The organism is Loigolactobacillus backii (assembly GCF_001663675.1).
Classification (GTDB): domain Bacteria; phylum Bacillota; class Bacilli; order Lactobacillales; family Lactobacillaceae; genus Loigolactobacillus; species Loigolactobacillus backii.
In genome coordinates this window covers 1,973,087-1,991,557 of the sequence record NZ_CP014873.1, presented here as the reverse complement: position 1 = coordinate 1,991,557, position 18,471 = coordinate 1,973,087, and the positions used below count along the sequence as shown (strand labels likewise).

Sequence of the window (18,471 nt, the reverse complement as noted above, 5' to 3'; positions counted from 1 at the left end):
TTGCTAGTAATAACAATTACTTTTTACGCATTATTTTACGCATTAGCAGGAGTATCTTCTAAATTCCAAGTTAACGTTGTATTATACGCGTCTGCTTCTGGATGGGCCGCTGCCGGAACCATAAGTTTAACCGTTGAGCCACCTTTTTGGCCAAAACTATCAACCCAAGTACCAAAACCATTACCAGTAGTCGCATTCATTACCTGAGTGGTTGCGCCATCAGTGCTTAATTTGGCTTCACTAGAAGTTACTGTCCCGCCAGTGGCACTATTATCTGAAGTTGTTTTTGTAGTTCCTTTGCCTAAGCTCAGTTCAGCACCAGTTAATTCAGTCCCACTTTTTGCTGCCTTAAACTGAGCATCCTCAGAAACGGTCAACGACCAGCCCTTAACGGCGCCAGAACGCTGATCAGTTACCTGTGCGTAGTTAGCGAAAGTTGTGCTGCCATCCTTGTTGTGATCATCTTTAGCTATATAAGTGGTATTAGTTTTTGGTACGGCGTTAGTACCAAAATCTAGATTTGACGCGTAATCGAGACTTAATGGCCCAGGGTTTTCAGTTTCACCGCCGCCACCAGGATTGTCGATATCTGGATCTTCTGGGTCAACTGGATTAGTTGGATCTGTGTTATCCGTAAAACTAGCAGTTGCGTCTGTATTCGCCGTACTTGTACTTGCTGCCAAGGCTGTTCCTGAGATACCACCACTGATTAATAGGCCACCAGCTGCGGCCAAAGTGAGTAAAGATAGTTTTTTCATAATATTCGAGCTCCTTTATTGTTTGGTTTGTTTTAACCGATAAATACGACTGGTTATTGCCACTAAAGAGATTAAAGTAACACCAATCAGGCTTAAAAACCATGTGGGTTGACCACTAGTTTGGGGTAGCATCAAAGCTGCCTGAGTATGAGCCCCTTTAGTTGGTAATGCGTTCTGGTTTGTCCGACTATTAGCTGCAGTATCAGTTACGCTTGGCCGACCGCCATTATTTGGCCGATTCGTTGACGACTCACCACCTGGTTTAACGTTGGTCTGTCCTGTTTGAAAACCAATCGAAGCGTCAGTGTTAGTTTCGGCCCGGATCGGCGTTGCCACTAAAAAGGCACTGCTGAGAACTAATCCTAACAGTAATTTTCTTGAAAGCATTGGCCTATCCTCCTAACTATTTATTGGCCGGCGTTTCCTGTAAGTTCCAATTGACAGTCCCACTATACTTTTCACCAGTCTTAGGTTGCCCTGATTGCGGCTCAAAGGCCAGTCCAGTTGTGCCATTCCAACCGCCCGAAATGGAAGTTGTTTTTCCTGGTGTAGAAGCTGCTAAGTTATACACAGGTGAAGCGGCACTACTCAAGGTATAATCGGTGCCCCCGGCTAAATAGTGCAGACTATTCGTTAAGGTGCTGTTGGAAGTTGTACTAGTCATTTGCTTCACTAACGAAGCGGTAACTTTCCAACCATTTAAATCAGTAATAGTACCAGGAATGGTCCGTGTGTCCGTAACTGCTAGTTGCTGCGCTGAATCAGTGATCTTTCCCATAACAGTTGGCTTAGTTGTAAAATCTGCCGCCATGGTTCCGAAGTCAATTTGAGCAGGTGCAATTAAGTTAAGCGTACCTTTCATATAAATAAGTTGAAAATTACCACTTATCGTATTTCCATTACCATTGCTTACATCAAATCGTATACCGTAAATATTACCAACTCCGGTAGAAAATGGTGTAAGCGCTGATTTTGGAATAGTAATAGAAAACGGTACTTTTTCATTATTTCCTGGGGTTTTTATCGTTCCTAAAGAATAAGACGTATCTTTTCCAGGAGGCGCAGGATATCCACTAATTTGTTTAGGAGTATAGGACATGCTGAGCGTCTCTGCCTGGGAATCTGTGATATAACCAGTTAATGTCACGGCTCCGCTACTTTCATAATAGTATATATAACTTAAACCACCTGGCCTATACTGCTGGTCAACCTTAACTGTGAACGTTAACGCCTTTGCCGAATTTTCTTTTACAGTTTGTTTGGCCGGACTATCAGTCTTTACCGCACTACTGCTTGAACTACTATTCGCGTTGGTGCTACTACTTGTGGTCTCGTTACTTGTTTTTTCGCTGCCTTTTTCCTCACTACTTGCTACTGAGTTGGCGGCCACTTCGGAACTATCAGAACTGCTACTGGCTGCATCACTGGTAATCGAACTACTACTTGCTACCTCGCTAACACTTGGAAGTGAACTGCTACTTTCAGTATTTGCAGGTTCAGCAACGGTAAACGCTAATGGATTGCTGGCCGCCTGACCATTTGCAAATTGTGCGGTCATTTGGTAATCGCCTGCCGTCTGAAGTTTTACCGGTAAATTAATGATCTGTGTGGTACCTATCTTAGTTAGTGTTAAGGTGATTTGTTGCGGTTTTGCTTGATCCACTTCATAATCAGTTTTTTCATCAACCACCCTGGCTAGATCGAATTGCACCCCCTCTGGTAATGTAATTTTGACCTGATCCTTCTCTGCTGCCCCGGTTACATCCAACTTAAAATCTGCCGTTTCACCAGCAACTAAAGCCTGTTGTGGTTGTTTCAGAATCAACCCTGGTTGGCTAGCTAAACTATCAGTTGGGCAAACGATCAAAAGAAGACCGCCAAAGAACAGCAACATGACTTCAACTATTTTCTTCAAAGGCCAATCACCTCCCAACTTTTAAAAATAGATTTATTAACTTCCTTATTACAACTCAAATTCTAGCAGCAAAAGCAACTTATGCGCTTTCATTTTATCGACTAAATCTGTTTTTTTTTGATAGTTATAAGTCGGTTATGCTTATCATTACGGCATTTCTAGTCCCAATCATCATACTTACTTCACAATTTATTCATATTTAGAAAGCATAAATTAATCAATATGAACACAAAAAGAGCCTTATAAATAACCAATCATGATAATTAGCCGTTTATAAGGTCCATTTTGAATTATTTTTGAATTCATTTAGCTACTTTTAATAATTTATTTAGTGTAAATATGCTAAAAAATAATTCAGAGTGTTACTGAAGCCTATTTGTAGCCTTCAGTAATAACTTAGCGTACTTGCGCAGCCAAATCTAAGCACTTTCTAATCTAACAATCAACTCATATTTTTGGTAGCCACTTTTAATTAAGTACAACTGTGTCCTCACTCAGAATTAGTGGATTTTATGCAGATTAAGTTGTCCCAAACTAGGGCCAGAATCTGACCACTTTCATGAATAGTTCTGAATTTAGGAATGCCGTTCTAGTGCCAAGCCATCATAGTAGTTTTGGTGAATTAAATCGTGAATATTCTTAATGTCACTTTGGTTTCCCAAATTAGCAATCCAATAAGTACGATCCGCGTCATCATAAGCACTCGTTGCTGTATTAGTCACCACTAAATCGTAGGCGTATCCCGGTTGATACAACATGACGATTACATTTAAATCAGTGCGAAATTGCTGCTCTAACTCCTCACGCAAGATCCGTTCTAAGTGCGCATTAAGGTTGGTATCTAAACCAACAAAAATTTCGCGCCGTTGCTGATACTGAAACTCACGTAAAACCAAGTGAAAGCTCTGGTCAAAATACAACCAATTATTTTGCACTAAATTTCGTAATTGCGGTCGGCTACTCTTCAGTAGGCGGTCATGAATTACGTTGACTAATTGACTCACATTGGCCGAAAATATCGTTGTTTCATAATATTGCGCATATTGTTGATCAAAATTAGAAATAGTACCGGTAAAACAATAGGGCCGGGCACAGATATCAAATAAAAATTTTGAAAGTTCAAAGGACCATTCATCAGACGTAATTTTTAATGCGGCAAAAAATTCAGCCTCAATATGACGCACAATTTGGTTTAGCCGCGTTTGATTTTTCCGATTAATGAGTGAAAAACGGGAAACAACCTGATTTTTACTGTTAAAAACCGCCAAACTGATTAACATCGTACATAACGATTCAACCTCAAACGGCCGGGTAACTTTAAAAAATTGCTGAAAACAATGCTGTACCTTCCCGTACAAAACATTATTTTGGTATAGTTCGCGAATGTGCGTCGGAATTGTTGAATCCATATCCACTGACTGCCGGGCACGCCGATTAGATATTTGTAACCAGCGATTAACGTGCCGGCGAGCTGATTTGGAGAAAGTAAAGCCTAACTCCTCTTGCAAACAGTGAATAAAATCATGAACGGCTGGCGTAGAGGCCACGGGATAACTTGATAGCCCAAACAGACAATAGTAGAAATACCTTACCTGTAACTCGCTACCAATCAATTGGCCATTTTGAACCGTTAGCTTAAACTCCGCAAGAATAGGTCTTATTTGTTTTAATCGGCGGTACAAGGAGGCCTCACTGATATTAAGCCCATTAGCCAAATTAAACATACTAATACCCGGCTGCTGGTAAATTAGCACCAATAACCGGTAATTTATTGACTTTTGAACGTATGTTTCCGTAATAAATTGTTCCACCGATAATTGCCCTTTTGTATTAAATTGTAACGTTGTTCCAGTATCCATCAAACTAGCGGTACGTGTTGGTTCGTAGGCCTGTAAGTCTTCCTGAAGGTGTCGACCATAACGATTTAATGTGCTTAGTGAAATCTGTAATTCCTGCACTAATTGCTGTTTGGGTAACGCATTTTCCGCAAGATAAAGTTTTTCAATCAGCCGCGTCAGGACCTGTTCTGATTTATCTAATAGATCTTCTTTTAACATACTATTTATTCCCCCCAGTTGAGCGGTTTAGTCTGACGACAGTATTTACGAAGTTACGTTTATGACTAGTATTAAATTAATATATTCGCAAATTTTTAGCTTATACGTCAAGTCTATCATTTTTGGATAAATTACGGTAAGTTGCGGATTATGAGCATTGGAAAAAACGATCAACTTAATTAAAACAGCATTCCAAATCCCTGTTTAGGTCCGTTCAAAATCTATTTATTGTTAAAAGTAACCATAATTCAGGCCTAATCATCTTTTGATTTTTAACCACTCAAAAACCAGTAAACTATGTGGAGACTTCTCCAAAACTCATAATTTACTGGTCCTTATTGACTTAACCCAATTATTTAACGCTAATTTTTTGACAAAATTATTAAATAAATCGGCCTTCCAATTGGTCAATCAATTACCTTTATAAGATAAAGGTAATTTTTCGCTTACAGGTCGCCGGCCGTAATTTCACCCTTATCGATGGCCCGAGTATTCAAGAACCAATATTGGTGCCAGTCACCAACTAATGCCGAATAAGGCACTGGTTCCTGCCCATTATCCGCCACTTTATCATTTAGATAATTGCGAAGAATCCATGGATCATCCATGGATTGCTGCGTTAAACTAAATAAATGATCGAGCTTAGTCATACTGATATTCAAGTCACTGGCCACCTGCTCCTTGGTTAAACCACTACGGACAAAGTTTTCGTGTAATTCATTGATCGTATTTTTAATTTGTTGTGGATTTAATGACATAAATACTACCTCCCAAAATTTTTAATGGTTGTTTTATGTTTTGCATAAAATTTATAATTTACGTGCAACTAGTATGGCAAAATTATCGTCATATTTGATCCGCTCTCCATAACAGTTACCAAAATAGGTTTGAACTGTTTACTGGCACTCTTCTGGCACGAAACTCGCACACTGAAATAGGTCACCCTCTAAAACGCATATTATTTTGTGCCCTATACAAAAAATCTCACAAGTTTTTGCGGACTGTTTTGTGTAAAACCAATTCTATAATCATTTATTATTATAGAGACACTAAAGTAAAAATTAAAGAGAATTATGATACGTATTACTAAATATGTCTCATAAATAAGATCAATTATAAAAATAGTGTAACAGCGTTTCTGAAAACGCCATTACACTATTTGATCATTTAAAATTTTAATTATTTACAACCGTGAATCGTTGCCGTAAGTGTGTTGGTTTCTCCATTTCAGCAACTACGGCCGAAGCAAAATTACCCGTTGTCACAGTTTGTTTACCGTTACTATCAGTCATTGCATTATCCGTTCCGATACGGTAACTGGTTGCTGGTCCCACCACAAATTCGATCTGCGGTGAAACGGCCGTCCATTTAACGTTGTCAACCCATTTTAAATAATTATATTCATGTGTTTGCTGAATTGGGGTTCCAATCCAAGGTTGGCCCGCAGCACGTTTCAAAACCGCATCTAGTAATAAATTGCCGTTTTCATCGCGCAACGAGCTAGATCCAAGAATAAAAAGTAATGTTGTATGCGTATCTTCTCGAAATTCAGTAATTAACTGCGTCGCTAAATCTAAGTGTTGGTAGGATTTCGGTGACGCAAACGCATCAACGACGTAGTCAAAATTATGTAAGTCGCTATACGTCAGCGCCAGCGCATCCTTTTCTAAAATTTTAGCGTCGGTCCCAAACATTTTTTGTGCCTTAGCTTTATTACGCACAATTGCGGTCACCGTATGCCCTTTTTTTTCAGCCATTTTAAAAATTGCACTGCCGGCATTACCAGTCGCGCCAATAATTCCAATTTGCATGAACATCAACCTCCAAGTTTTATTCGAATTTATCAAGTTCTGGCTGTTACTATAACACTACTAAGGATAATTTACTAAGTAAAATGTCCATTAAATTAACGGCTTAATTTTTTCAAAATAATTTCTTAATCCAGATTTTCTTCAATTGATAACCGGATAAATGCCGCCACGTAAAAACGCTACCGAAATTTCGGCAGCGTTTTTTTAATTATTGATCAGCAGATCTTACCACCGAGTTCAGTCATTTCGGCCTTTAAAGCTTTCTGATCTTGCGTTGGTACAGTGGCTGGTGCAACCGTGACGGCACCATCCAGAATTCCGCTGTCATCAGTTAGTTTAAGCATTGCATTATTGTAATCTAAGGCCAAACCATTCCCCAAAAAAGTGGTTTCTGGTTGCGCCGTGGTTAACGTCAGACCCAGATTATTATCTACCTCAATGTTATATTCGGCATCGGCCTGGTCAGCGACAACTAATTGAAATTTATTACCAATCGAGCAAGAACCGCCCAGTTTGGAAAACTTGTTTGAACCATCGTCTAAGGCCAAAAAGACGTTTTTCCCAACCGGAATCTTGGTGGCCAAATAAGTTGCAGCCGCTTGTTTGATATTAATTTTCATTTTAATTCACCATCCTATAATTTAATTGGAGCCGTTTAGCGTAAAATCAATTGACGTAAATAATTCTAGTCACTACTAACAAGTCATTATCCTAATGCTAATCACTTGAGTACACGAATAAGTCTATCGCAAAATTATATTTTGCACAATTTATTTGCTCAAAAAGCGCCCCCCTTCGTTTGTTTACTTATCAGTCACTTATAGACCCACCAAAAACCTACCCGGATTCAGTTAACTTTAACTAATTCGATAATATCTAGGTCACGTTTGGTAAATAACTTACATTATTAAAATAATAACAAGTGCAGCCGCTAGTAAAATCTCTGATGCCGCTGTTTACGTCCTCGTAATAACTATCATGCCAGACAGTCTTAGCCGACCATTTCACACCTACTTCAATTCACAAAAGATCAACTTAAGCAAAACTTTAGTTATCCTTCAGTTCGTCTTCACACCTTCTTCTTGATAGTGTTGTAAACTGACATCAACAGACTTGAAAAAGTATTCTGAAGTTATAAATAAGCCGGACTGATTGGAGTTGTAAAAATGGCGAATAATGATTCTACTATGAGTCGGACGGAATTACGTCACCAGAAAAATGAACAACAAAATAAACAAACGGAACGAAAGCTTAGTAAGGATAAAAAGAGAAAAAAGCGTCGTCATCACCGAAAATTATGGATTTCTTTAATCCTCATTATTGCGGTCTTAGTTGGTGTCTTTGTTTGGATTGGCTCACGCTCATCTTTATCTGGTTCTTGGGTTGAGATCAATAATGCTAGTGGGACGACGTATTCGACAACGGATAATATTGACAAACTCAGCAGTTTAACAATCAAAAGTAGTAAATACACCTATACCCCAAACAATGAGCAAAATAATGCAACTACCGGCGAATTTAAAGATAATAGTTCTAATGAGCTGGCCACATTTGATACTGATACGGCCAACTACACCCTTACTGCCGACAATGATCAAGTGACCTTCACTGCCAACAACGGTTCGATTACCGGATTAGGCGGTGCTTCCACGGTTACATTTGTTCGAAAAAATTCAACAGAATATAAGCAAATTAAAGCTAAAATTGCGGCGCAAAATGAAAACAGCCTAAACACCACCAGCACTAGTTCAAGTAATACGAATGATTCTAATTCGGCTACTGATTCCAGTTCTGGTAAATTGAGCAGTGCCTTCTCCAGTATTAAAGATAAAGTTGCGGGTAGTTCATCCTCGACGGCAGATTCAAGCAGTATTAGCGAGCCTGCTACCACGGACTCGGCAAGCAGCAGTGATGCTGAATCGAATCCCACCGAATCAAGTACCACTAATGACGATACGAATAGCTCTAATATTTTGAACAAAATTCAGAGCCAAGTTCAAGATTGGCTAAGTAATTTCGGCATTCAAACCAACTAATGACGTAACACAAATTAGTGACAAAAATAATGGCGCACCAACCAAGCTAGTGTGTACTTAGAAAAGTGGTTAAATTCTACTCTGTAATTAAGATTATTATTGGCCTGGATCGCCACTAATCCTGATGCTACGAATGTTGTCTATTCTTGTGGCAAAAGTTATGGGGCACAGTCATAAAGCGCAATAACTGTGCTCCCTCAACTAAGTGCAAGAACTAGCAAGACAAAGAGCGCTAAGTTGAAATATGACAAGAATCGGCCCTTTTCAAGCACGTTTACATTAAATTGATCAGGAAAACACTAATAAAGGTGTTTTCCAAATATAGCCTAGCTTATAATAAGAACAATTATAATCAATAAAGGAAGCCATTAACGTGCGTCAAAAATTTTTAATGCTCACCACCGTGTTGGTCATCGGTCTAATCTTCTTTATCGTCAGTCCGTCTACGGCCACAGCACCTACTAATTCCACTAACCAAACTTACCAAAAACAAAAAATTAGCAATCTGACCAGCACAACGAAAAAGGGTGACTATTTAAATGGCAGCAATGGCGTCATTTTAACTTTTCTAAAAAATACCACACCCATTGCTAATTATTCTCGCACTGGTTTGCAGTTCAGTAACCTTTACACCACTGTTTATGCTAGCGGTCCGGAACCCCAACGAAATTTATTGAAATACCCCGCCGTTTTTGCTGATGGGCATCATGCAGTTTTTGATCGACCTAAAACAAAGATGGTCAACCACCATTATTTTGTCGCCTTGCTAGTCAATACTGACATCAAAAACACCACTAATCACACGATCACATTTACGGGCCTAGCTGGCAATCCGCAAGATCGTTACCGCGTGACAACTGGAAACAAAACAAAAAATATTAGAAAATCTGCCAAAATTGGCATTAACGATACCACCGCTAATTTAAAGTTAGCACCAGGACAAAGTGTCACCGGCAAAACTTTTCGTATTATCCTTGCTTCTGGTGTTTCCATTCAGCAGGCTTTTGCAAAAGTTCCCCGTGGCCACCTTAGCGTTAAAACTGGCGGCGTTAATGGTACCACCAACGGTAATGCCCGCGTATTGAAACTTAACTTGCATTAACTTTCATCATTATTTGCCCATCCAGAATAATAATGGATAACTTAAAAGGCCAGACTACCGCAAAAAAGAGGTAGTCTGGCCTTTTTGAAATACTATTTATAAATACAACGATCTAAATCGAGTTTAAAGATTACTTCACTAATACTTTTCCGACCAAGCTAGCTTACACTTGAATCACTCCAAAATATGCTCCAACTTCATAGAGTGATCATTTATTAATTACGGTAAAACAACAACCTTACCAAAACTATCTTGACTGTCTAAAAAGGCCGTTGCGGCACCAGTGTGGGCTAAATCAAACGTTTTTGTTGGCGAAACATCTAGCCGATGTGTCGCAATTAATTTCAAAAGTTCATTAAACTTGGTTTCGGTGACACTGTCGGAACCAAAGTTTGTCAGATAAGCACCTGTAGGAATTGCCATCGGGTCGAAGTCCTTTACCGTCCAAATACCGCCCAGCTCACCAGTCAGACAAATAATACCGGCCGTTTTCAATGCAGTCAAAGAATTCGCCAAGGTCAATGCGCCAACTAACTCTAAGACCTTGTCGAAGCGTTCGTTGTCAACTTGTAATTGGTTATCCTTGTCTTCAAAGACACCGTCAAAACCGGCCGCCTTCAATTCATCACTTTTGGCAAGATTACGTGTTGTCCCGTAAACTTTAACGCTTGGCTCCATCGCTTTGGCCAATTTGACCGCTGCCACACCGACACCACTAGTGGCACCGCGAACCAACAACGTGTCATTCTTTTGTAATTTCAAATTTAACAGTGAACCATAGGCCGTAAAATAAGTTTCAGGAACGGCCGCTAAATCTGCCCAACTCAAATCAGTTGTAACAGGATAAATATTATCGTTAGGAATTAACGCGTATTCTGCGTAACTGCCATCAAACGCCCGGCCCATGCCACCCATCAGTGTAACTACTTTTTGACCTTTGGGTAAACGTTTTTCGTCAGACGTGTCAGCAATCTCACCAACGCCTTCGATTCCTAAAATTCGTGGTAATTTAACACTCGGAGACCAGCCATTACGCGTAAAGATTTCGGAACGATTGATCCCGAATCCTTTAATTTTAATTAGCGACCAGCCTGGTTTGATCTCCGGTGTAGCAACTTCTTTATAATCAAATACACTGGCGTCCCCAGTTTTTGTTAAAACGACTGCTTTCATATTAATTCCTCCTCATATCATTTGATTAGAGTTAAAATACGATCGACGTTTTCCGTAAATATTTTCTGATCATGAATAATTTCTAACGATCCCATTGTCACTAAGGCCAAATTACCGGTTATAAAATTTAAAAATAATTCTTCGTTTTTATTCACATCGACCGGATCGTTGGTAATATCACTGATAATAGTGACCAATAATTTCCGTAAGTTTGTAAGTTGCTTCACTACTTGTGGCGTGTGGCCGTATTCAGTTAGACCGCTAACCATTTCCGCAAACGGAATACTAATTTGGCTATAGGAAATAAAGTAAATTGCAAATTGACGTAAGGCTTCTTTACCCGAATAAGGTAATAATTGTTTTTGCAAACTAGCAATTAAATGCTTAACGTATTCTGCCACAACACCAGCCTTTACGTCCGCGATATTATCCACATACCGGTAAAGCGACTGGGGTTGCACATCTAATCCGCGGGCCAAACCATTATAGGTAACCTGACTAAAGCCCTGATTACTTGCCATCTGTAAAGCTTGATCAAGCACAATTTGTCGGGTTAATGAATTGCGTTTCAAACGTTCACCTCTTTGAAGCCTTTCGTTTACCTAACTCATGACATGAGTCTATACTATTTTTTTAGAGTCCGCAATCTATAACCTGACTAAAGACGTTGAGGTTTAACTAACAACGCCGTTAGGTACAGTATTAATCCAAAAATAAACTTCGTCCGTAATCGCTTTACATTACCGGATCGATCGAACCACAACTTTAAGTTTCGCCTGTAGGTTACTGGCCAATCGTTTGGCCGCGATACTTGTGTCTGCGTTAACAATAAAGTAGCCCAAGCGATCATCAGAGTTTTCCGGAATTTTAACCTTTGTACCGACTTTGGTTTCAATAACATAACGTTTAATAAGTGCATTATTTTCAAGTAAGGCCAGATTCTCAATTTTTTCAAAAATACCGGTCTTAGTTGCAAATATAAAACCCGTTGCGGCGGCCTGCCGTTTGCTTGGTTTCAACGTTAACGCTAAACCCAAGTACAGCTTGATTGTCTCCGTAAAAATATTAATTCCGTAAGCATCATAAACTAGGTCCGAGGTAATCGAATCACCGCCTGGCCGTCCATTCACTTCAACAATTCGTGGTCCAGTAGCCGTTACTTTCACTTCTACGTGCGTAGGACCAGCTTGGAAACCTAATGCCGAAACTGCAGCAAAGGCTGTTTGAATAATTTTGCTTCGCTGTTCTTTTAAAATAGTAGTTGGAACAACATGCATTGTCTCAACAAAGAATGGTGGTTGTGTCGTCTTTTTTTCGGTTACTTCGGCAAAAGCAATCTGACCTTGTTGCAAAAAAAGTTCCACACTAAATTCAGGTCCTTGGAGAAATTCTTCTAACAAATACTCATGCCGTACTTGAAAGCCTAAATAACTCGTTTTAAGTCGCGTTATTATCTGAAAACGACGTGCTAATTCTGCTGCGGTGCGGATATAAAAAACTGCAATACTACTGGCCGTATTAGTTGGTTTCAATACCAACGGGTAACCAATTCTGTTTGCGGCGGCTTTGGCGTTATTCAATGTGGTTACTTTTTGAAAGGCCGCACTACTGACGCCCTTTTCTTGGTAGATCTGTCGGGCAAGATCCTTGTTACGAGCGGCCTGAGCAGCTACTAATGGTGTTCCAAAGACACCTAAAGACTGAGCAACTGCCGCAGTTACTGCGGTAACGTAATCCGTGCAAGGAATCAGAGCAGCAAAATGACTATAAGGACTTTCCTGAATTGACGTTAAAATTGCCGTAACAGAACGCACATCGGTAATAATTAAATCATCAAATAAATCTTGATAACCATATTTTTCAGGATCGGTTGCAGCTTCAACCAGACAGATTACTTCACAACCTAATTCTTTGGCCGAGCGCACAAATTCAACACCGTAAAAACTTGGTTCAACTAATAAAACTCTTTTTTTCATACGTAAACACCTCAACTGTTTTTAGACATGGCAGTCGTCAAAAACATACCGATTGCCATGATGAACGCCATGCATAAAAAACCATAATTTGCGCCGTAAGAATCATTTAGAATACCAATGTAGGTTGACGCAAAGATCTCGATGAATTGCGCTAATCCATTCCACAACGAGGTGGCCCGCCCCATGAACTGACCATCAATGTGCGTCATTAAAATTGTATTTAGAACAATTCGTAAAGATGAATTGGCCAGGCCGATTAAAAAACTAGCAGCGTACATTAGACTAATTTGGTGACCAAGAAACAGCGCAATTAAGGCTAATACAACTAGGCCAAATAAAGTAATCGTAATCATCTTTTTTTTGAATTTTTTTAAAATATTGGCCATTAATAGACCAGAAACTAAACCACCAATCCCGTAGGACATATCTGCAAAACCATAAGCAACACTATTTGACCTTAATATTGTTGCAACGTAATCTGGTGATGATACATTAAAAAGTTGGGTGACAATCAAAGGCAAAATTGAGAGCAACCCGACAATTAAAACTAGGCGATTATGCAAAACATATTTCAAACCACCCTTAAACCCACTGTTCGTCCCCTGGGTCATAGAAGGTGGATCTTTTTTTATTTTAACGATGAGTAAACTACTTACCAAAAAGACTAAGGCGTTGATCACTAAAATAACCGTAAAACCAGTGTAATGTAAGATCACACCAGAGGCAGCGCCCGCCGTAAACATCCCAACTTGTAAAGAAATTTCAATAAAGGAATTGGCCGAACCGAGCATTCCTTTTGGGAGCACTGTTTGCACGTAACTACGTGAGGCCGCCATGTAGGTAATCCAGCCAGCACCTGTGATCAGTGCTAGTAAATACATTAACCACAGTGAAAAACCAGTAATGGCAAAATAAAGGGCAATTAAAGCAATGAGCCCGCTGCGAACCAAAAAGGTTATAAAAATAACGGTTTTTCGGGAAAAACGATCGGTAATGCTTCCAGCCAGTGGCGCCATTAAAAACCCCGCTAACACGTTAAGTGTTAAATAAATTCCCACGTATTTATTTGAATGTGTTTGTGCCAGCAAATACCAGTTGGCTCCTACCGTAGTCATGCCAACGCCAAAACTAGAAATAATGTCGGCAAAAAAGAAGTTTCTAAATTCATGGTTTTTTAATAAATTAAGCATGCTGATCACCATCCCTTTTAAGTTGGTGACCAAGTTGGGCCGCAAGTTGCAAGGCCGCCTGATCATTTTTAATTTCTAAGGGCCGATTTGCTTCACCAATAAGCACTGCTTTAAAGTTCATTTGGAGAAACTCACAAATATAACGAAACTGTTGCTCAATCAATTGACCTTTTTTGCGGGGCCGGTCACCACCAACTAAAACTAAATAAACCTGCTTGCCTTTCATTCCTTCCCGAAAGCCTTGCACCAGCTTAAGTGACTCTGACCAGCGATCAATAAAGGTCTTCATTAAACCGGACATGCCATACCAATAAATTGGAGTGGCAAATATAATAACCTGCGCCGTTAAAACCTGCTTAATTAGGCGCGGATAATCATCGGCCACGCGGGGCCACTCCCGGTCGTGTCGGTGATCAACAATTGGCTGGAGCGTAAATGTTTTAAGCTCAAGCTCCGTAAATGGTAATCCTGCTAACATCGTCTTCGCCAGGTAGGTTGAATTACTTGCCTGGCGTGAGCTACCAGTAATCAAAACTATTTTCATGTCGCCATCTCCTCATTTATTTTTTAGTCTAGCATGCTAACCGCTAGAGACGTATACTTGTTGCATATAGTTCACAAGGAGTGTGAAATTGGCTTGATTACTACTTTCGGTACCACTTATAAACGCTTGCGCGAGGCCAAAAACATCACCATGCAAAAGGCGGCAAACCAAATTGTTTCTAAATCATTTTTATCACGCTTTGAGCGAAATTTAACCAATATTAGCTTTGCAAAACTTTACGCATTGCTCTTAAATATCAACGTTTCCGTTGCGGAATTTATTTTTATTGATAACGTCTACCACCACCGGCACCAGGCCTTTTATTTTGATGACACCAAGGATTACCTCGATCAAATCACAAAACTTACTCACCAACAATTGATTAACGACTACTTTAAAAAGTGGCAGGAAAATCAATCAACTTATAATTATTTCAATTATTTGAAGCAAAAACATTTAACCCGCACTGAGCATTTAACGCCCACCGAAATTCACGAGGTTAGTAATTTTTTATTCAATATTGAAACCTGGACACACTACGAAATTCGTTTGTACATGAGTACCATGGATGTTTTTCCTGCACCAACCGTTTACGCTTTGACCAAACAATTACTTCACAACGGCGAAATCACCTTAAATGTCGATTGGAATCACCAGGCAGATTTCACCTACATTTTATTAAAATCGGCCTTACTAGCCAGCTATCAGCACGATCTGGAAGACGCCGTTTATTTTTCTGATCAGGTAGCCCAAACTATTGATAACGAGCAGTACCTTTACGAAAAAACTGAACTACACTTTATTCACGGCCTGATTTACTTGCAAAAAAATAAAACTGCCTTGGGAAACCAAACTATTAATGAAGTCTTTTCAATATTTAAACAATTAGATTCACCAAACCTGTTACGCCTTTACCAGCAACGTCTGAAAAAGTTTCAGGCCTGGCAGCATTAAGGAGAGCACTGACTCGCTTTTACATTTTGAATGTGATTTAGGCAAAGGTGTATCGACGCAAATAAAACGCTAATCGTGAAGTTACACCAGTCATATTTGAAAATAATTTTCCAGGTCAGTTCAGTCTAAATGTATAAAAAAATGAGTTGCTTTTTTAATTACACCACTTCAAAATAAAAATGGCCTGTAATCAGAACAATCTGGTTACAGGTCACTTAATTTAGAGAATGTTTAAATTACACCATAACTGAGCCTTATTACAAACTTCATTGGCAATGTTGATCAGATTCTAGAAAAAATTAATTCTATCTAATTTAACGTGACCACTAAACAATGTGCACTAAAACACTAAATTGAATTATTTAATCATCTGAACTAGGCTAAGTTTGCGAGGTGATTGGATGTCGTATTTTGAAACTAACGACAATGTAAAACTTTATTATTCTGAATCAGGTCAGGGCCAAAATTTATTATTGGTGCACGGTTATGGTTGTTCTGGAAAATATTTTGAAAGAAATATTCCTGAGCTTGGCCAACATTTTCACGTTATCACAGTTGATTTACGCGGTCATGGTAATTCTAATACCGTTAACAGCGGTGCCAGGATTTCTCGATTGGCAACTGATATTCATGAGTTATTAACGCAATTGAACCTAACAAATGTTACCTATCTCGGCTGGTCAATGGGCTGCTCCGTTGGCTGGTCATACTGGGATCTTTTCCAAAATGATCGATTAAGTAAATTTATCTTCGTTGACGAACCTGCATGGGCGCTTTCTACCAAAGAAAATCCATCGGGCCTACTAAATTATCAGGCCACGCTCGATTTTTGTAAGTCCCTATTTACCAATAAAGAAGAAGCACTCGGTAGTTTTATTAAGGGCATCGTAATTGATAAAACACTTAATCTAACAGATTTATTGGCCGAATCAAATAAGGGTAAAGCTGATTTCATTGCCCCTTTATTTTATAATCATATGGTAAATAATTGGTCAGATGTTATCAAAACAATCACAATTCCTAGTTTGGTGATCTCAGGTAAAAAAAGTTTCTTTAATTGGAAACTGGTCAAGCAAGTTAGTGATGAATTACCAAAAGGTCAATTTGAAAGCTTTGCTAACGTTGGCCATATGCTATTTTATGAAGAGGCAGATCGCTTCAACAAATTAGTTACTAACTTTGTCCAAGCATAACTGGTCGCTTTAGTAAACTGTTAATCACTTTATCTATACCAAATTAAATTGGCCAGGCCAGATGCTAATAAGGGAATGGGACAAAAGTCGGTTTTGGGTTTACTGCGTAACGTAGACTAATTCAATAACCGTACTATGGTTATTGGATTAGCTGTAGTTAGGCACGTAAACCCAGACTTTTGGCGCACGTTCTAAAGTAATGATCAGGAATAGTAAAGAGGCCAGGACTTTTATCCCGGCCTTATTTACCAACATGAATTAGGTACGTGTTCGGAAATCGAGTTTAATTTTATTTTCGACAGTTCATCCGGAAAAGGCCATTTATAACTTTCCTTTGCTTTATCGCCGACTGATAGCGTATGATAGAAATTAAATCATTATTTACAAATTTTACCAAGGCGAAATGACACGTTCATTCGTTGTGCGGTGCTTGTATATCTTTGTGGCCTCTAGGTTACCATTGAAAAGTACCTTCTGTAGTTTGCATACTACTGAAGTGCGTTTTCCTTGGTTCTGGAGGTTATTTTTTGCACCAAATAGAAAAACAAGTCCCATTGCAAACCAAACTGGCTATTTTCGGAACCGCTGGACTTGGATTTAGGTCAAGAATCTGGACACATTTTATGTATAATTTAAGCGACTAATTTTTCCTTTTCATTTGGAGTTAAATAATCAATGCTACTGTGAATTCGAGCACTGTTATAAAAGCTCTCAATGTAGCTGAATATTGCAGCATTTGCTTCTTCAAAATCCTGATAATGGTGTTGGTAAACCTCTTCTTTTTTCAAACTGGCGTGAAATGATTCCAAACATGAATTGTCATAGGGACAGCCACGCTTGCTATAAGAATGGCGAATATGGTGTTGCGCTAAGATCTGTTCAAAGCCAGCACTGCGGTACTGGCTACCCAGATCGGTATGCACAATTAAGTTATTAGTCGTCTTTCTAGTTTCAAAGGCTTGTTGAAAAGTGCTGATCACAAGATCAGCAGTCATATGACGGCTGATTTTATGGGCAATGATTTTACGTGAATATAAATCCTGAATGCTTGATAAATAACACCAGCCATTGGCTTTGGTGTGAATATAAGTTATGTCTGCACACCACTTTTGATTTGGACTGGTTGTACGAAAATCTTGCGCGAGTATATTTGAATAATCAGTCGCATCAATATCATTAGTTTGTTGATAATGCCACTTCTTGCGCGTGATTGATTTTAACCCCATTTGGCGCATTAATCGTTGAACTAGCTTAATACTGGCAGTCTTACCTTCTTTTTGTAACGCTTTTAGAATTTTAGGTGCCCCGTAGATACGTCTAGAATTAAAGTAAATGCGTTTAATCGACTGGCTAAGTGTCTTACGACGCTTGGCTTGTGGCGATACATGATTCTGCTGATGTTCATAGTAAGTTGAGCGTGGAACTGAGAGTACTTTACAGGTTTCTTTGATACTATGGTGCTTCAAATTAATATCAACGGCTGTCTGCCAGTCATCTGGGTTTACTTTTTGGCGAATATGGTTAAGGCTTTTTTTAAGATGTCATTCTCACTTTCTAGCTGTTTCAAACGTTTTTGCAACGCTAAAACATCTGATTTGGAAATTCCACTTCCTTTGTCTTCTTTATATAGATTAATCCATTTGTAAATAGTTACATTTGATACACCATATTCGTCTGTAAGATCAGCTACCGGGGCGCCATCCTGGTACAGCTTGACAATCATTTTTCTAAAATCTACTGAGTACTTTTTCTTGGTCATAAA

Annotated in this window: 18 protein-coding genes; 4 read left to right on the top strand and 14 right to left on the bottom strand. The window is 39.1% G+C overall.

Annotation, left to right across the window (positions count from 1 at the left end; genetic code table 11):
- Positions 1 to 35: 35 nt before the first annotated feature.
- From AYR53_RS09025 to AYR53_RS08995, 7 genes are all read right to left on the bottom strand, one after another.
- Positions 36 to 758 (bottom strand): WxL domain-containing protein, encoded by a 723-nt coding sequence (locus AYR53_RS09025; protein ID WP_068280666.1) that lies wholly within the window; start codon positions 756 to 758, stop codon positions 36 to 38.
- Positions 759 to 773: 15 nt separating this feature from the next.
- The gene (locus AYR53_RS09020) at positions 774 to 1,145 is read right to left on the bottom strand and encodes an LPXTG cell wall anchor domain-containing protein (protein WP_068280670.1); all 372 of its coding nucleotides are present in this window, start codon (positions 1,143 to 1,145) and stop codon (positions 774 to 776) included.
- A 16-nt stretch (positions 1,146 to 1,161) separates the two neighbouring features.
- Positions 1,162 to 2,673: a hypothetical protein gene (locus AYR53_RS09015; protein ID WP_068280673.1), complete on the bottom strand. Its 1,512-nt coding sequence runs from the start codon at positions 2,671 to 2,673 to the stop codon at positions 1,162 to 1,164.
- Between the two features lie 575 nt (positions 2,674 to 3,248).
- Positions 3,249 to 4,730, bottom strand: a complete 1,482-nt coding sequence (locus AYR53_RS09010) for a helix-turn-helix domain-containing protein (protein WP_068280676.1) — start codon at positions 4,728 to 4,730, stop codon at positions 3,249 to 3,251.
- A 446-nt stretch (positions 4,731 to 5,176) separates the two neighbouring features.
- Positions 5,177 to 5,488, bottom strand: a complete 312-nt coding sequence (locus tag AYR53_RS09005) for a DUF2316 family protein (RefSeq protein WP_068224357.1) — start codon at positions 5,486 to 5,488, stop codon at positions 5,177 to 5,179.
- Positions 5,489 to 5,905: 417 nt separating this feature from the next.
- The gene (locus AYR53_RS09000) at positions 5,906 to 6,541 is read right to left on the bottom strand and encodes an NAD(P)-dependent oxidoreductase (RefSeq protein ID WP_068280680.1); all 636 of its coding nucleotides are present in this window, start codon (positions 6,539 to 6,541) and stop codon (positions 5,906 to 5,908) included.
- A gap of 215 nt (positions 6,542 to 6,756) precedes the next feature.
- Positions 6,757 to 7,161, bottom strand: a complete 405-nt coding sequence (locus AYR53_RS08995; protein WP_068224360.1) for an iron-sulfur cluster biosynthesis family protein — start codon at positions 7,159 to 7,161, stop codon at positions 6,757 to 6,759.
- A 546-nt stretch (positions 7,162 to 7,707) separates the two neighbouring features.
- Here AYR53_RS08995 and AYR53_RS08990 point away from each other — a divergent pair.
- Entirely contained in the window at positions 7,708 to 8,577 is an 870-nt protein-coding gene (locus AYR53_RS08990) for a hypothetical protein (RefSeq protein WP_068280681.1), read from the top strand.
- A 373-nt stretch (positions 8,578 to 8,950) separates the two neighbouring features.
- Positions 8,951 to 9,679: a hypothetical protein gene (locus AYR53_RS08985; protein WP_068224366.1), complete on the top strand. Its 729-nt coding sequence runs from the start codon at positions 8,951 to 8,953 to the stop codon at positions 9,677 to 9,679.
- A 219-nt stretch (positions 9,680 to 9,898) separates the two neighbouring features.
- Here the strand turns inward: AYR53_RS08985 and AYR53_RS08980 are convergent, their stop codons facing one another.
- The 5 genes from AYR53_RS08980 to AYR53_RS08960 all read right to left on the bottom strand — a co-directional run bounded on the left by AYR53_RS08980 (position 9,899) and on the right by AYR53_RS08960 (position 14,562).
- Entirely contained in the window at positions 9,899 to 10,852 is a 954-nt protein-coding gene (locus AYR53_RS08980; RefSeq protein WP_068224372.1) for an alcohol dehydrogenase catalytic domain-containing protein, read from the bottom strand.
- Positions 10,853 to 10,869: 17 nt separating this feature from the next.
- Complete coding sequence (locus AYR53_RS08975) at positions 10,870 to 11,424, bottom strand: TetR/AcrR family transcriptional regulator (protein ID WP_068280685.1); 555 nt, start codon at positions 11,422 to 11,424, stop codon at positions 10,870 to 10,872.
- 168 nt (positions 11,425 to 11,592) lie between these two features.
- Entirely contained in the window at positions 11,593 to 12,828 is a 1,236-nt protein-coding gene (locus tag AYR53_RS08970; protein ID WP_068280689.1) for an ATP-grasp domain-containing protein, read from the bottom strand.
- Between the two features lie 11 nt (positions 12,829 to 12,839).
- Positions 12,840 to 14,018, bottom strand: a complete 1,179-nt coding sequence (locus tag AYR53_RS13335; RefSeq protein ID WP_082920457.1) for an MFS transporter — start codon at positions 14,016 to 14,018, stop codon at positions 12,840 to 12,842.
- Complete coding sequence (locus tag AYR53_RS08960; protein ID WP_068280690.1) at positions 14,011 to 14,562, bottom strand: flavodoxin family protein; 552 nt, start codon at positions 14,560 to 14,562, stop codon at positions 14,011 to 14,013. Before AYR53_RS08960 ends, AYR53_RS13335 begins: the two co-directional genes overlap by 8 nt.
- Positions 14,563 to 14,655: 93 nt before the next feature.
- On the opposite strand from AYR53_RS08960, the gene AYR53_RS13330 reads away from it, so the two are divergent.
- A complete protein-coding gene (locus tag AYR53_RS13330) occupies positions 14,656 to 15,516 on the top strand; it encodes a helix-turn-helix domain-containing protein (protein ID WP_158234248.1) in 861 nt (286 codons plus the stop codon).
- Positions 15,517 to 15,917: 401 nt separating this feature from the next.
- Positions 15,918 to 16,709, top strand: a complete 792-nt coding sequence (locus AYR53_RS08950; protein ID WP_068280691.1) for an alpha/beta fold hydrolase — start codon at positions 15,918 to 15,920, stop codon at positions 16,707 to 16,709.
- 632 nt (positions 16,710 to 17,341) lie between these two features.
- On the opposite strand, the gene AYR53_RS08945 is transcribed toward AYR53_RS08950, so the two are convergent.
- Both AYR53_RS08945 and AYR53_RS08940 read right to left on the bottom strand, forming a co-directional pair.
- Positions 17,342 to 18,226, bottom strand: coding sequence for an IS3 family transposase (locus AYR53_RS08945; protein WP_105782191.1), 885 nt, complete (start codon positions 18,224 to 18,226; stop codon positions 17,342 to 17,344).
- The gene (locus AYR53_RS08940) at positions 18,211 to 18,468 is read right to left on the bottom strand and encodes a transposase (protein ID WP_017866964.1); all 258 of its coding nucleotides are present in this window, start codon (positions 18,466 to 18,468) and stop codon (positions 18,211 to 18,213) included. The genes AYR53_RS08945 and AYR53_RS08940 overlap by 16 nt, the downstream gene beginning before the upstream one ends.
- Positions 18,469 to 18,471: the final 3 nt, after the last annotated feature.

Bases quoted from the DNA above. Each gene is read 5' to 3' on its own strand.
- AYR53_RS09020 (WP_068280670.1), bottom strand. From the start codon at position 1,145: ATGCTTTCAAGAAAATTACTGTTAGGATTAGTTCTCAGCAGTGCCTTT.
- AYR53_RS08970 (WP_068280689.1), bottom strand. From the start codon at position 12,828: ATGAAAAAAAGAGTTTTATTAGTTGAACCAAGTTTTTACGGTGTTGAA.
- AYR53_RS09025 (WP_068280666.1), bottom strand. From the start codon at position 758: ATGAAAAAACTATCTTTACTCACTTTGGCCGCAGCTGGTGGCCTATTA.
- AYR53_RS08990 (WP_068280681.1), top strand. From the start codon at position 7,708: ATGGCGAATAATGATTCTACTATGAGTCGGACGGAATTACGTCACCAG.
- AYR53_RS08960 (WP_068280690.1), bottom strand. From the start codon at position 14,562: ATGAAAATAGTTTTGATTACTGGTAGCTCACGCCAGGCAAGTAATTCA.
- AYR53_RS09000 (WP_068280680.1), bottom strand. From the start codon at position 6,541: ATGCAAATTGGAATTATTGGCGCGACTGGTAATGCCGGCAGTGCAATT.
- AYR53_RS08980 (WP_068224372.1), bottom strand. From the start codon at position 10,852: ATGAAAGCAGTCGTTTTAACAAAAACTGGGGACGCCAGTGTATTTGAT.
- AYR53_RS08950 (WP_068280691.1), top strand. From the start codon at position 15,918: ATGTCGTATTTTGAAACTAACGACAATGTAAAACTTTATTATTCTGAA.
- AYR53_RS13335 (WP_082920457.1), bottom strand. From the start codon at position 14,018: ATGCTTAATTTATTAAAAAACCATGAATTTAGAAACTTCTTTTTTGCC.
- AYR53_RS08995 (WP_068224360.1), bottom strand. From the start codon at position 7,161: ATGAAAATTAATATCAAACAAGCGGCTGCAACTTATTTGGCCACCAAG.
- AYR53_RS09010 (WP_068280676.1), bottom strand. From the start codon at position 4,730: ATGTTAAAAGAAGATCTATTAGATAAATCAGAACAGGTCCTGACGCGG.
- AYR53_RS08940 (WP_017866964.1), bottom strand. From the start codon at position 18,468: ATGACCAAGAAAAAGTACTCAGTAGATTTTAGAAAAATGATTGTCAAG.
- AYR53_RS09005 (WP_068224357.1), bottom strand. From the start codon at position 5,488: ATGTCATTAAATCCACAACAAATTAAAAATACGATCAATGAATTACAC.